At 69.0% G+C, this 13,504-nt stretch carries 13 protein-coding genes; all 13 read right to left on the bottom strand.

Features of this window, described 5'->3' with window-relative positions; genetic code table 11:
* Nucleotides 1–236: 236 nt before the first annotated feature.
* On the bottom strand, nt 237–1,568 hold the full coding sequence (locus AB0395_RS21650; protein WP_366283060.1) for a phage major capsid protein: 1,332 nt from the start codon (nt 1,566–1,568) through the stop codon (nt 237–239).
* Between the two features lie 474 nt (nt 1,569–2,042).
* Nucleotides 2,043–3,851 carry an HK97 family phage prohead protease gene (locus AB0395_RS21645; protein WP_366283058.1) on the bottom strand — a complete coding sequence of 603 codons (1,809 nt, stop codon included), beginning with the start codon at nt 3,849–3,851 and terminating at the stop codon, nt 2,043–2,045.
* A 117-nt stretch (nt 3,852–3,968) separates the two neighbouring features.
* Nucleotides 3,969–4,436 (bottom strand): IPT/TIG domain-containing protein, encoded by a 468-nt coding sequence (locus tag AB0395_RS21640; RefSeq protein WP_366283056.1) that lies wholly within the window; start codon nt 4,434–4,436, stop codon nt 3,969–3,971.
* Nucleotides 4,437–4,510: 74 nt separating this feature from the next.
* Nucleotides 4,511–7,027 carry a phage portal protein gene (locus AB0395_RS21635; protein ID WP_366283054.1) on the bottom strand — a complete coding sequence of 839 codons (2,517 nt, stop codon included), beginning with the start codon at nt 7,025–7,027 and terminating at the stop codon, nt 4,511–4,513.
* 75 nt (nt 7,028–7,102) lie between these two features.
* Complete coding sequence (locus AB0395_RS21630; RefSeq protein ID WP_366283052.1) at nt 7,103–7,483, bottom strand: hypothetical protein; 381 nt, start codon at nt 7,481–7,483, stop codon at nt 7,103–7,105.
* A 267-nt stretch (nt 7,484–7,750) separates the two neighbouring features.
* Nucleotides 7,751–9,472, bottom strand: a complete 1,722-nt coding sequence (locus AB0395_RS21625; RefSeq protein ID WP_366283051.1) for a hypothetical protein — start codon at nt 9,470–9,472, stop codon at nt 7,751–7,753.
* Nucleotides 9,469–9,714 carry a hypothetical protein gene (locus AB0395_RS21620; RefSeq protein ID WP_366283049.1) on the bottom strand — a complete coding sequence of 82 codons (246 nt, stop codon included), beginning with the start codon at nt 9,712–9,714 and terminating at the stop codon, nt 9,469–9,471. The genes AB0395_RS21625 and AB0395_RS21620 overlap by 4 nt, the downstream gene beginning before the upstream one ends.
* 132 nt (nt 9,715–9,846) lie before the next feature.
* The gene (locus AB0395_RS21615) at nt 9,847–10,515 is read right to left on the bottom strand and encodes a hypothetical protein (RefSeq protein WP_366283047.1); all 669 of its coding nucleotides are present in this window, start codon (nt 10,513–10,515) and stop codon (nt 9,847–9,849) included.
* Between the two features lie 89 nt (nt 10,516–10,604).
* Nucleotides 10,605–10,820: a hypothetical protein gene (locus AB0395_RS21610; protein WP_366283045.1), complete on the bottom strand. Its 216-nt coding sequence runs from the start codon at nt 10,818–10,820 to the stop codon at nt 10,605–10,607.
* 61 nt (nt 10,821–10,881) lie between these two features.
* Nucleotides 10,882–11,874 carry a DUF5131 family protein gene (locus tag AB0395_RS21605; RefSeq protein ID WP_366283043.1) on the bottom strand — a complete coding sequence of 331 codons (993 nt, stop codon included), beginning with the start codon at nt 11,872–11,874 and terminating at the stop codon, nt 10,882–10,884.
* Nucleotides 11,864–12,307 (bottom strand): MazG-like family protein, encoded by a 444-nt coding sequence (locus tag AB0395_RS21600; protein ID WP_366283042.1) that lies wholly within the window; start codon nt 12,305–12,307, stop codon nt 11,864–11,866. Before AB0395_RS21600 ends, AB0395_RS21605 begins: the two co-directional genes overlap by 11 nt.
* On the bottom strand, nt 12,300–12,656 hold the full coding sequence (locus AB0395_RS21595; protein WP_366283040.1) for a hypothetical protein: 357 nt from the start codon (nt 12,654–12,656) through the stop codon (nt 12,300–12,302). Before AB0395_RS21595 ends, AB0395_RS21600 begins: the two co-directional genes overlap by 8 nt.
* A 12-nt stretch (nt 12,657–12,668) precedes the next feature.
* Entirely contained in the window at nt 12,669–13,499 is an 831-nt protein-coding gene (locus AB0395_RS21590) for a DNA polymerase III subunit beta (protein WP_366283253.1), read from the bottom strand.
* Nucleotides 13,500–13,504 lie beyond the last annotated feature (5 nt).

Here is a 13,504-nt window from a genome sequence, read left to right as displayed (position 1 = left end):
GGGCGGCATGGCGGGCGCATGATCGGCCGCTGACGTGCGGTTGGCCAGGGGGTGGCACATCACCCCCTTCAGGCCGCGGTCGCACCGCCGGAAGACGTCTCAGCGGTGCCCAGGCAAACCTGCGGGCAAGTTTCCCCCTGGATCGCTTTGCCAACAGCCGCCCCGGGAAAGAATCCAGACGGGGCATTAATAATTAACGCCCCGCCCGGAAAATGTGGCTGCCTATTTAATTGTATTTACGCGGGGGTGGTGAAGGTGCCGATCACAAATGATTCGGGACGATCAACCACCAATCCAATTCTCTCTTCGCAGCGAATGGTGACCGCGTTTCTTTCGAACATATCCCGGTTTTCCGTGCTGACCTGGATATTCACTTGCTCTCGATCGTAAAGCTTCGCTCCGGTGCCCCAGGCGCCGAGAATGAACTTACCCTCCTGAATGGCCGGAGTGTCGACGACGGAAAGCCGCCACACGCGCTTTTCGCCACCCACGGCCACGGAGACCGCGATGATATAGGCGCCATTCTTATCCTTCTCCAGCTCCAGGTCTTCCCAGTCCAGAGGGTGCATGACCACGCCCGAAGGCATGAAGTAGGCGAGAATCGATCTCGTCATGGCGCGACGAACCTGCGCCGATCTGCTGTCGCTGGAAAGGCCGGTGTAGGTCTGGACTCCGCTGGTGTTGAAAAGACCGGTGAGATTCTCGCCGATTCCATCACCATAAAGAATTTGCCAGTCCTCCTGCATTTTTACACCGTCAACCATGTCGCGATCCATAAGACCCCGAAGGCGCGGCTCGTCGTCCATCGTGTTCTTGTGTGCGTACATGATGTGCGCAATTGTCGAAATGGGGTAAGAAATCGGAACGATCGTCAGATCGGACCGAGGCTTGAGGCCGAAAACGTCGGTCGGCCCGCCGGTCGGGGGGCTGGTGCCGTCGGCGGCGCGCCGCTCGGGCACGGTGGCGGCGCGGTTGGTGAACCCGGTCTCCCGGATACCCCACAGCAGATTCGCTGTGGTTCGCTCAGCCGGAAAAAGATCACGAACCCTTCCCGGCCGCAGCATGCGCTGGGTCAGGCCGAGGTTCTCCTGGGTGCCCAGCGCCGGCAGGGTGATGGTCCCCGCCATGGCGGAGTAGACGTCCTTCTGCTGGAAGGACGACAGGCCCCGCTCGAACCCGGCGACCTGACCGAAGCGGCGAAAGCCCGACTCCTTCATCTCGGCGAAGGCGCCGGAGGCCAGCCACTCATCGGCCAGCGACTTGGCGCCCATCTGCGCCAACCTGTGGCCCGTCTGCTCGGCACCGGCCACCGGGCCGTCGCCGACCGGCTGCTCGATGAAGGAGAAGATCCCCAGACCCTTCTGGGTCACGGCGATGGCCTGACGGATCTCGTCGGCCTCGTTGACGGCCTTGAGGAACTTCTCGTACTCGGCGGCGCCGATGACGTATTCGCCCTTGCCGGTCTCGTCCTTCCACGCCATGGCGTGGTTCTCGATGTCGTCGGCCTTGACGACGAGCGCCTCGTTCAGCTCCTTGAGGCGATCCTTGAGTGCTGTGGTCGAACCCACGTGCAGTGCTCCGTTGCGAACGGCGGCACACAGCGCCAACGGCGCGCATGGCCGCAAGACACTGGGGGTGTCCGGTCGTTCGCCCTGTCAGCACGGGGACGACACGATCACTGCTGACGGTAGGCATCGGACGGGCGTTAGGTCGCGCCCTTCGTCTACGGCCGGGAGGTCAACGTCTCCGGCATCGGCGCGTCGTACTTCAGTACGAAATTGACGGGTGGCAAACGCCCCACGAACATGCCGCCAGAGTCACCGGCTGGTTACTGTAAGCGTCAACGCGACGCCGGACCCGCCCGCTCACCGCTCGGGTCTGACGGGGTGATCGACGAGCAGCCACACCACGCCTTGCGCTCGCCGCTCAGTCGCAGGGCCGCGGGTTGTCGGGGGGGCACCCGCGGCCCCAATCCCCTCCCAGGGGGATCCGATGAGCCTGCGGGGCGCCTCCACTATCTCCCAGGCGCCCCGCACGGCTCATCACACCCGCACCGCCTGCGCATCGGCCAGGATCGCCGCGATGCGCGCCTGCAAATCCTCTCCCACGACGACCCCGGCCGCCTTGGCGCTCTCGCCGCGCGCGGAGGGCGCCGTGGACTCCGACGGCGCGGCCACCGCATCGGCCTCCTCCTCAACCTCCGGATTGTCGTTGACGGGCAACCCGGCCGCCTTGAGCACGAACACGATCTGCTCGACCGCGTGCACCAGGCGCCGGGCGTTGGCCGTCGACAGCACCCGCCCCGCCTTGGCCTCGCCATGCGCCAGCAACGTCTTGATCCCCTGGGCGGCCTCCTCGATCATCGCCGCGTAGGGCAGCGGCGCACCGACCTCCCCCTCCACACGCACGCTCACCTCCACCGGCACCGGCTGGCCGACCAGCAGGGTGCCGCTGGCCCCGGCGGTGTAGGGCAGCTCGAAGGACTTGGCGCCCTGCCCGGTGTCGGTCAGGGCGGTCACCACGATCCGGTCGGGCCAGGTCGCCACGACCTCGGCGTGGGTCACCGGCACATCCAGCAGCTTGGCCGCCATCTCCCGCAGCGTGTCCCGCCGCTCCTCATAGCTCCCGGGAAGGTAGGGGTAGCGGGCCGACTCCACCATCTCCTGCGCTTTGCCGCCGTGGGCCTGCGGGCCCGGCCACTCGCCGGTCACCTGCCGGTGGATGTTGGAACAGAACCCCTTGGCCTTGTCCGGCGACATGTGCTCACCGGCCAGGCGAACGCACCGCTCCCAGTCCCCCGCGGTCCCCCACCCGATCTTCACCGCGCCCTCTCCACGGGCGTACCACCGCTTGAGCCGGGCGACCGCGGCGGCATCGGCGGGGGTGTCGGCGACCCCGGGCGCACCGTCCTTGGCGCCGCCCTGGTCCGGCGCGTCGCCTTGTGCGTCCTCTTCCTCCTCGGTCGAGGCCTCTTCCTCCTCGGTTGCGCCGGTCGAGGAGGAAGAGGGGGCATCGGCCTGCTCGCCTTCCGCGACGTCCTCATCGGCCATAGCCGGTGCATGTGCAGCACCCTCGGCCAGTTCCGCCTCATCCAGCTGCTCGGCCGCGGCACGAAGTTCGGCGTCGTCGACCGGCTCCTGGGCGGGCGGCCCGTCGAGGGGCACGTCGGCATTCGAGGGGTCATCCTGCTCCTCCCCCTCGGCGGCATCACCGCCGGGGTCACTACCGCCGGCCGGAGTGCGGTCGACGCCGTCGGCGCACTTGGCCGTGATCGGCTCGTAGTCCCCCTCGTCGCCCTCGGAGATCTCGGCGGCCTTGAACGACAGCGTGCCGGTCTCGCTGTTGGCGCCGAACAGGACCGGGCTGTACTCGAAAAGATCAATTCCGGTGATGCGGCGGACGCCGTCCTTTCCGCGCACCCCCTTGCCCTTGGGCACCCGGTAGCCGATGCTCCACTCGCACTCCCCGCTCTGGGAGTAGAACTTCACGTGGTGGTAGGCGTCCCGGCCGCTGGTGGTGTCGAGGTTGTAGCGGGTCCTGACGTACAGGCCGCCCGCCTCGGTAGGCCAGGGGCGGCCGTTACGGGTCGTCTTCGGCAGCCGCGGATCCCCCGGCAGCCACTCCTCGATGTTCTCCGTCCTGGAGGCCCACTGCTTCCAGTCATGGGCGAACAGCCCCTTGGGGCGGCGCCGGGCCAGCGACTCGGCATACACGCCGGGGGTGATGATGTCGTCGTCGGAGTCGACGATTCCGGTGACCGACACGATCGCCTCGACGACGCCGGTCTCATCGTCAGCTTCCAGCAGTTCCGCCCCGGCCGGTGCGGTGGCGGCCTTGAATTCCAGGCGCACAGACGCCCCTCCCCTTGCAGATCACGGTCGCGGGGTGGGTGCGCGTGATAATCGGCAAGGTAGAAGGGCGCCGGCGGTAAGGTCGCCTCCTCCCGCAGGGACAGCAGGCGGACGCGATCAGGTGAAGGTGAAACCGCCGACCTTGGTGGCCGACCCGCCTGCGGTGGTGACCACCACATCCACCACCCCGGCCGTGTGCGCCGCGGTGGTGGCCTTGACCTTCGCGGCCGTGTCGACGTCGATCGCGGTGGCCGCGTTGCCGCCGACAGTGACCGTGGTATCGGCGGTGAAGCCGCTGCCCGTGATGGTGATGACCGTGCCGCCCGCGGCCAGGCCGGTCGCCGGACTCACCGCGACGATGGTCGGCACGACGAACTCCGCATCCCACTCCGACTGCCGGATGATCTGCCCGGCTCGGAACCTCAGCTGCCGCATCTGCGTGGGAAGCTCCACGTTGTCGTACGGACTGTCCTTGTAGACGGCGATCTTCACCTTGACCAGCGGGTCGGTGTCGGTGACCGACTCCAGCACGCCGCTGCCCGGCGCCTTGGCCAGCGCCGTACCGTTCTCCCGGACCAGAGCCATGGATTCCCCCTCGTGGTGGCCATAGGGGGTGGCAGGCAGGATCGTGCCAGGCGCCGCCCGCTACCGTCGCGTGATCACGACGCCCGCCGGGCGGCGGCATCCTCCCGGTCGGCCCGGGTGAAGCGGGTCCGCCCCTCCGGCGCCGGGACGAACCGGCCAGTGGCGCGGGAACGGTGCGTCGCCCAGCATCGGCACTCGTAGGTCTCCTTCGGCGGCCCGGACGGATCCCCCGGATACCGCAGCAGCGCCTCCCCGACGGAGAACAACTCCCCGACCGGCCGGTGCTGGCCGTGTGCCTGCCGGTGGCTGTCACGGACCTTCTCGTCACGGCGGGAAATCCACGTCTTGTCGACCGCGTACCCGGCGCCGGTCACCGCTGCGGCGGCGACCTCCCGGGCGCCGTTGACGGTGACCGTGGCGGCCTGCACCGCCACCCGCTCGGCCCAGGCGGTCATCTCCGGTGCTCGATCGCGGACGGCCTCGGTGATGACGGCCATGTCCGCGCCCTCGGCGTCCAGGGAGGCCACCAGGACGCGGAGCTTTTCTGCCTGCCCGCGCGCCGCGGCGCCCACGAGCGACAGCACCGACTCCACCAGCGGCGTCAGGTCGTACGGCGCGGGCTCATCCCCAGAGACCAGGTCGGCGACCAACACCGCCGCGGCGGCCGTCGCCGCAGCCGTCACCAGCGGGTGAGCGGCCTGCTGCGTCTCCTCCTCCCACCGATCTGCGTCCACCGCCCCGGCCGCGTCCACCGCCTTGTCGCCCCGCCGGGTGTCGACCTCGTGCTCGGCCACCCAGTGCCGGGTTCCCCGGCGCACCTTGCTCGATCCCAGGCGGGCCGCGGTGCGCTCCACCAGGCGCAGGCCGACCGCGGCCAGAGCGGCGGCCACCATGGTCTCCAGCCGGTCGCGGGCGGCGCCGTCCGGCACCGACTCCGCCCACTGCGGCGCCGGACTGGCCTTGGCCTCCGCTGGTCGCACCAGGCGCAGCACCGGCCGGGCGACCGCCCCCGACTCACCCCCCGGGAGGTCGGCCGCGCCGGTCGAGGAGGAAGGGGGTGCATCGGCCTTAGAGACGTGCTGGACAGTCAACAGGTCCCCCACGCGCTGGCCGATCACCATCTCATCCCTACCGTCGGAGTCGATGTCGACCCCGAACCGGATCCAGTCGGCGGTGGCGAGTGCCTTGGCCGCCGAGACGGCCGGCGCCGCAGGCTCCTGCTCCCCGGCGCTGTCCACCGGCACGCTCGGCCGGGAACCGGGTGGCAGCGCGAGCGGCGTTTTGCCGTCGATCGCGTTCTGCGCCAGGGCCGGTGGCAGCTTCGCCGCCGTCTCTTCGTCGATCTTGCGCTGATCTTCCACGGAGGCGGGGATGAGGGTCTTGCCGTTGGGCACCCACAGGCCACGGGCGCGCGGCATGTCGATCGGTTCCCGGCCGACCCGCTCCCGGTACTCGTTGATGCTGATCAGGCCCTTGTCCCACTCCTCGCGCGCCTCGGCCCGCCGGGCGATCTCCGCGCGCTGCAACACCTCCACGCCGGACACGTCGAAAAATCCCTCCAGGCCGTCGCTGGAATCGGCGTCGAACGCCGAGGCCAGCAGATCCAGGAACGGGATCATCGTGATCGTCCAGAAGTTCAGCAACTCCTGCTCGGCGTTTTCATAGGTGCGGTCAGCGGCGTAGCCGATGACCGACTCGCCCACCCCGAACGCCGTCAAAATCTCGATCTTGGAGGTCTTCGACATGTCGGCGTAATGCATGTCGCGCGGCTTGGCGGCGACGTCGACATAGGACACCTGCCCTTCGACCACCGTGAGCTGGCCCGCCTGCGCCGGGCCCGTGCCGAACCGCGACCGCAACTCGGCCATTCCCCAGTCGTCCAGCTCGCCATCGATGGCGACGATCCCGCCAGGCCTGCCGTCGTTCTTCAGGAACGAGACGTTGAACAGGCGCGTCATGAAGTCCAACTCGATGGAAAGTCCCGCCGCCTCCAGCGGTGTGACGCCGCTGTAGGCGTCGAGCGGGTGCGGCTCGCGGACCCAGACGACGTTCTCGGTCTCGATCCGCTGGCGCGAGCCGTCGGGCCGCAGCACCTCGTAGTGGGAGATGAGTTCCTGGCCGGTGCCGGGCACCGGGTAGGTACGGCCCGGCGGCAGCAGGTCCAGCCGTACCACGTTGCCGCTGGCCGAACGGGTCCTCTCCACAAACGCGCCCCGCTTGGACAACAGCACCTGCATGGCCAGCCGCTTCTTGAACTGCCGACCGGTCTCCATCGGGTTGGCCTGCACGTTCAGCGGCCGGTACATCGGGTGCTCGCCCAGCACCTCTTCCCCCTCGCGCAGCCGGTAGGGCAGGCGCGAGGCGTGCCCGGCAATCGCCTCGACCGACTTGTAGACGTAGACCAGCCGCTCGTATGCCTCGGCCACCGCCCGCTCGACCGGCCACGGCTTGGACTGGTAGGTCGAGTACAGGCCCGCGGACACCATCGCGGCGTAGTAGTCGGCCAAGACGACCTTGCGCTCGGTGCGCCGGGCGACTGCCGACCGCTCCTGACCGGGCAGCAGCCGCCGCATCAACGATCGGATCTCCACCCCAGGGCCCCCTTGCCGCCTACACCGTGCGGCATGGACGGTATGGGGCCTGATGACCTTAGGTCGCGTGCTGACCTACACCGCCTGCCGCTCCTCGTCTTCGCCGGCGCCCTCGGCGGGGTCATCGTCGAACAGCGAAGGCCTCGGTCGCAGGACGGTGGGGAAGTCGCAGCCGAGCAGGATGCAGCTGTGGCGGTGGTGGGCCCGCTTTTTCCTCTCGCCGATCGGCCCACCCCGGAGGTGTTCGTTGCCTTCGGCCGCGCTGCACATCTCATCGCGGACATCGTCGTAGGGGCGGCGGCACTGCGAGCAGTAGATCTCCAAGACGTCGATGCGGGCGTCCTTGACGACCCGCACCGATTGGCGCAGGTAGGCCCGGCGCACCTTCCGGTTGCTGATCGGGACGGTGGCGGCACCGACCCAGACGTGCGTTGGCGAGTAGTCCGGCAACGGCATTAGTCCCCCATGGCATGCGCGTGGCCGGGGGCGCGGGAGGAGGACTCGTCCCCGGAAACGGTGAAATTCCCCTCCGCAACGTCCGAGTACTTAGCAGAGGGTGTGGAGGCCGCCCGGGGTGGGGATGGCGGCTGAGTACCGGCCGTAACGGCGGCCGGGTGATCAGGTTGTAGTGGTATGTCCCACAGTAATTCGTGCAGGTCCGTGGGGCGATCCCGGTACATCTCGTGACGGTGTGTCATTTCGTAGTCCGGTACAGCCGACCGGTCACACCACCAGGCGGGCCCGCTTCTTGCGTCGCCGCCGCGGCGCCGGTTCATAGACACACAGCAGTGCCGACTCGGCCCGGTCCGGGCTCGACAGACCGCGCCGACGCATCTTGTCCTTGGACTCCACCACCGTCTGCCCGCGGCTGTTGGTCGTCATCGTCGGCGACCGCAACTGCGCCAGCGTCTTGGAGTCCACCCGCAGCCGCAGCGCATGCCCGGCCGGGGTGGGCCGCAACAGGGCCCGCATCGACAGCCACAGCTCATCCCTCTTACGGGCGGGCAGCAGCGTGTCGGCGTCCGGCTCCCGCTCGGTGTCCTCGGCCACGTTCACCCCGACGATGACAGCGTCGTGCACACCCTCATCACCCCACCGGGTCAGGGTGCCGACCACTCCCCAGCCCACGCCGATCGCGTCCACCTTGACCCGGATCGGCTCCCGGCTGCCGAGGCGCTCGCGCAGCAGCTCGGCCCGCCGGATCTCCTTGAGCACCGCGCCGGCGACGTCGACCTGGTTGAGATTGGCCGCGCCCGCCGACACGTGCTGGATGGTCAGCAGGTCTCCCACGCACCGGGAGATCACCATTTCATCGCCGCCGTCGGAGGCAACGTCCACCCCGAGGCGGATCCAGTCGTTGCGCTTGACCTTCCACGATGCGCTCTCATCCGGCAGCTCCAGGTCACACAGCGCCATGTGCTCCGGGCTGTCGGGCTCGTCGCTGGCGGCGGCCTCATCCACCCACGCGCTCGGCAGCACCCGGTTCGGGCCGCCCCGCGGGAACCTGGCATGAACTTTGCTTTGAACGTAGTTGGAGTCCTCGCCGTGCTCGGCGATGGTGTCCGACACCCAGGACGGCTCCACCAGGTGTTTGGTGACGGCGTGGTCGCTCCCCAGGCAGGAGCGGCACCGCGGCGCCGCCTCCCCCGACAGGGCCGGGGTGTCGTAGGCGCTGATCGGGATGACGAGCACCCCGTCCTGGTCGCACAGGCTCTCAAACCAGCTGGATTCTTCATCGGTGGGAGGGTTGCCCATGGCGACCATGTGGCTGCCCTGGGAGGACAGCATGCCGCGCAGGTTCCGGCCGATCGTGGTGGAGATGCCGCCCGCCTCGTCGACCACCAGCAGCAGCCGGGGCGAGTGGATGCCCTGAACGGCCGCCTCGTTCCACGGCGCCGCGCTCAAGCCGTAACTGGCCACGACTTCCCGCCCGGCCCCGTCGGGGATCTTCAGCTGGGCGGCGTCTACCGTGCCAGGCAGGCCCGCCCTGGTGTGGGCGTGCCGGATCTCCGACCACACCAGGCGCACGACCTGCCGCCATGTCGGCGCCAGCGTGACGGCCTTGGCCTGCCCCGGCGGGTGAACGAAAGACCACCAAAGTGTTGCCCGCCCAAGTGACCATGTTTTTCCCGATGAGAAGCACGAGGGGACGGCGACGCGCTTGCTGGAGGGGATGGCCGCCAGGATCTCCCGGGGTTTGCTCCAGGTCGCCTCGCCCAGCACGTCGTGGACAAATCCGACCGGGTCGTCATCCCACAAGGAGTACGGCGTGCCGCCCTCGCGGGCGGCGACGGCCAGGACCTGCCGGAGGTCTTCGCCGGTGAGGGCGGCCAGGAAACGGCGCCGGGCGTCCGGCGGGGCGGCCTTGAGGTCGGCGAACAGGCGGGCCGCCTGCGAGGAGCGGCCGGTCACCCGCCGCTGGGCGGCCTCGGCGACCCGACTCACGCGGGCTCCCGCCGCGCGCCGGGGTAGCAGTCGGCACAACGGCCGGTGCCTGCGGCGGCCAGCAGGAGGGGGCCTTGGACGCCGCAGGCAGTCGCACCGGCCGGGGTGCGGCGGTGGGCGACGCTGTCGCCTTCCCCGGTCACCCACCGCAGGGCGGGGTGCATCACCGCATGCTCGGCCAGTGCCAGGCGGCGTCGGTAACGCGCCCGGCGGGCCTGCTGAAGTGAGATGACCTCGCCCATGCCGGTCACCATGCCTACGGCCGGTGGGTAACGTCGCGCCCTTGACCGGCCGCGCTCTCCCGGACATGACGAAGGCACCGGATGTGGTCATCCGGTGCCTTCGTTGTGCGTTGCGACCGTCCAGGCGATGTCTCAGGAGGCTTTGGCCTCCACCGCCTTTCCGGTGGTCTGCTCCCTCTGCTCCCTCTGCTTGCGCTCCTCGCGCTCTCGCCGTTCGGCGGCGGTGGGGTTGACCTTGCCGGTGCGGATCTGCGCGACCGCGGCGGTGGATAGGCCCGACTCGCGAGACAGTTTGGCGTTGCTCTCCACCTGTCCCCACCAGCCCTCGGTCCACCCGAAGATGTGGGCCTTCCTGAACTCCCGCGCCACCGTCCCGATCCGGGTCCTCTCCACGATCTGCAGGTGCGCCTGGCGCGCCTGCATCGCGGCTTCCTCCTTGGTCCAATCGGGAAGCTGCCCGGAAAGCCCCTCGTCGATGAGGTCGATGCAGTTCTGCACCACGCGGCGGTCGGTGGACCTGCCCTTCGAGGCCAGCTCCGGGATCGCCAGAATGCGGCCGATGGCCAGCTTCGACACCCGGAAGATGAGGTGCAGGACGGCAATGCCTAGGACGCGCTGCTCCTGAAGCGCCGCCATGGCCGGCGACTTGGGGCCGTTTTCGTTGGCGATCTCGCACGCCTTCAGGAACTGCTCCCACGGATCCTCGATCGCCTCCAGCGCTTCGCGGGTGGCCGGGTGGGCGTTGAGGTTCTCCTCATCGGTGACTTCCCGAAAGTGTTCCTGTATCTCTCTGGTGTTCATGTCAACCTCCTGGTGGTCGCTCGCTCCTTGCACTTCGATCGCTCTATCGAATTGTACGGGTATCTAGCGCCGTCGCAACGGTGGGGCACCTATTTGGCGGCGGGAATGATCTCGATTTCCGAGATGTCGCTCCCCGGCACCACCACGATCTCCACCTCGGCGAAGCTCGTCGGGATGGCCGCCACGTAGCCGACCTCCTGCCCGTCTGGCGCGTAACACGTCACCGCGACATCCCTCGTACCGAGATCATGGAAGATCGGGATGATCTGGTCGTCGGCACGTGAGTCGGGCACCGTGAAACGCATGGTCGGTCCTTTCCTGGATGTTGGTCGATCGGAGGCCGGTCGACCAACATTAAGTGTACATCTACTTAGTTAGTTGTGGGGTAGAGGGGGCGTGCAGTGTGACCGGGACAGGGAACTCGCGCACCCGCAGATCATCCAAGTCCGCCGGCCACTCGCTCATCCCCTCCCCCTTGAAGTCGCGCAAGCCCAACCGCCGGGCCTGGGCGGTGCCGAGCTGCTTGACGAACACCGCCACCCCCGCCTCACGGCACTGGGCGACGACGTCGCGCATCCACTCCAGCTCGACCGGCCGATACCCGGTCCCGAAGCCGGACTCACCGCCGAGGATGACCCAGTCCAGGCCCGGCCGCCGACCGGCACCCGAACAGGCCAGACAGGTCCCCTCGTCGAACCCGACCGTCCCGGACTGGCACTCCCCGCACTCCCCGCCCAGCCAGCCGAACGTCTCCAGGTCCACCGGGCCGAGCATCGGCTCGATCGACACGAACCGCCGCCCGGCCGGGGCCGCCAGAAGCTTCGGGATCCGCCGATGGGCGTACTCCTGCGACTCCGCTGACACACCGAAGTGGACGTTGGACAGCGGGTAGGGCAGGTCGTAGACGTGGCGGGTGATGTCATCCAGGTCGGGCCGCTGCCGGGCGTAGGTGCTGGCGACGTTGCTCATTCTCGCGCGCAGCCAGTCGACGTTGGTCAGGAACGCCCGCAGCCGGGCGTGGCGCTTGGTCAGCACCTGGTAGGTCAGGTTCGGCGTCAACGCCATCACCGTCATCAGCTCGGCGGTGTAGTCGGCGCTGTAGGCGGGGTGGAAGGTGTCGGTCATGGAGTTCAGGAACACCCGGGCGGTGTCGCCGGGCCGTTCCCGGGCGACCTTCCGCGACAGGGCGAACATGTCGGCGAACGCCTTCGGGCGGGGCCGGATCGTGGTGAAGGTGTTGCCCCACCGCTGGTCATCACGCTCGCTGTAGCAGTAGTCGCAGCCCGGCGACACCTTCGTGCAGCCGCGGCCGGCGTTGATGGTGTAGTCGGTCCAGGCGATGGAGGTGTCATTGGCCACCGCGGTCTCCCAGAACTCCGGCGCGGCGGGCGACCGCGGTGAGGTGGGCGGCGAAGTCAGCGGCCGGGGCGTCGCTGAAGTCGTAGGCGGCGACCAGGGCGGTCAGGGCCACATCGAACAGCTCGGCAGCGACCTGCTCGCGCGTGTGGGTGACCCCCTTGCGGGGGTTCTGGCCCACGTAGCCGCTGTAGGCCTGGCAGGCCTCACCGAATTCCTCGCCGACCTTCCCGATCTTCATGGCGGTGTCGTGGGGAGTGGTGCGCGGGCGAGGCCGGATCCATCCGACGACGACGGCCAGCAGGCCGCGCCATCCCGGCGGGCGCCTCCGGGCCTGGTTGTGCTCGTCGACCCAGCGGCCGAGGGCGGTCAATAGCTCCCACATCGGCACCGCCGTTGCGGGCATGGGGAGAACCGGCGGGGAACCTTCAGGCATGGGATGCTCCGTCCAGGTCAGCCAGGACGTCCTCGACGGTGCGTGGAGCAGAATCGCTGAATCGCCGCGACGCAGGTGCTTCCACCGCCTCCCGGTAGGCGGGGATTCCTCGCAGGTACACGGTGTGGGCGAGGTCGTGGGCGGTCTTCGCCCACTCCTCAACGGTCCCGCCATGCACGTAGGCCATCGCGGCGCGGTAGACCATTCCCAGGACCCTGCGCTGTTCGGCCGGACTCAGCCTGTCGTCCAGCGCGGCGTCGAGGTCTGCCGGCATCGGCGGGGGCGGAGGCGGGTTGAAGAACTCGCTGGGGGCGGCGGCTACGGGAATCCGAGGGGGCGTGTTGGTCACGGGGGCTCCTTGTTAGCTGGCGATGCGGATCGGCATGATCAGATATCGGTAGGGGCTGTCCAGGGACGGAGTGTCGTCCAGGTCGGGCGTGCACATGATCGGACGTACGGGGGTGTCGATCTCCATGCGGATCCGGTCGCCGCCGACGGCGGTGATGCCCTCCCGCAGGAACTGGGGGTTGAAGGCGATGGTGCCGCCGATCTCGCCGTGAACGGTGGCCGCGATCGGCTCCGCCATCGCCTGGGATCCCGCCCCGGCCCCGATGCGGATCTCCTCCCGGTCCACGGTGATCCGCACGACCGCCTCCCGAGATTCCCGCACCAGGTCGGCGCGCTTGATCGCCGCCAGGAACGGCTCCGTGGGAACGAGAAGGGTGGTGCGGTAGCCCTTGTCGTTGACGCCCTTCAGGTGGCCGGCGGCGTTGATGAACTCCGTGTCGCCGACCCGCGAGGTGACGACGCGGTCGCCGACGCGGAACCCGACCAGAGTCACCTCGCCTGTCTCGGTGCGGTTGGTGGCCATCCGCACGCTGACATCTCCGCCTTTGACGGCGTCGCACACCGCCTCCAGGGGCCGGGGCAGTATGCACAGGTCGTAGGACACGTCGCCGTCGGCGGGCACCCAGTCCACGCGGCGGTACGTCAGCCGGTAGCGGTCGGTGCAGGCCATGGTCACCTCATCGAGGTCGACCCCGATGCGCATCTTGCACAGCATCGGGATCGTCTCGTCGCGGCCGGCCGCGGCCCCCCCCCGCCTGTGCGCCGGGAGGAAAACAAGGGGGGGGACGGGGCCCGCCGGGGGGGGGCGCGGGGGGCCGGCGGGGGGGGGGGGCCCCCCACAGATGGAGC

The organism is Streptosporangium sp. NPDC051023 (assembly GCF_040689595.1).
Classification (GTDB): domain Bacteria; phylum Actinomycetota; class Actinomycetes; order Streptosporangiales; family Streptosporangiaceae; genus Streptosporangium.
The sequence above is the reverse complement of the archived record's forward strand: the minus strand, read 5'-3'. Positions and strand labels throughout refer to the sequence as shown.

Excerpts from the sequence above, each read along its gene's own strand:
- AB0395_RS21640 (WP_366283056.1), bottom strand. The coding sequence starts at position 4,436 with ATGGCTCTGGTCCGGGAGAACGGTACGGCGCTGGCCAAGGCGCCGGGC.
- AB0395_RS21630 (WP_366283052.1), bottom strand. The coding sequence starts at position 7,483 with ATGCCGTTGCCGGACTACTCGCCAACGCACGTCTGGGTCGGTGCCGCC.
- AB0395_RS21620 (WP_366283049.1), bottom strand. The coding sequence starts at position 9,714 with ATGGGCGAGGTCATCTCACTTCAGCAGGCCCGCCGGGCGCGTTACCGA.
- AB0395_RS21615 (WP_366283047.1), bottom strand. The coding sequence starts at position 10,515 with ATGAACACCAGAGAGATACAGGAACACTTTCGGGAAGTCACCGATGAG.
- AB0395_RS21610 (WP_366283045.1), bottom strand. The coding sequence starts at position 10,820 with ATGCGTTTCACGGTGCCCGACTCACGTGCCGACGACCAGATCATCCCG.
- AB0395_RS21600 (WP_366283042.1), bottom strand. The coding sequence starts at position 12,307 with ATGCCTGAAGGTTCCCCGCCGGTTCTCCCCATGCCCGCAACGGCGGTG.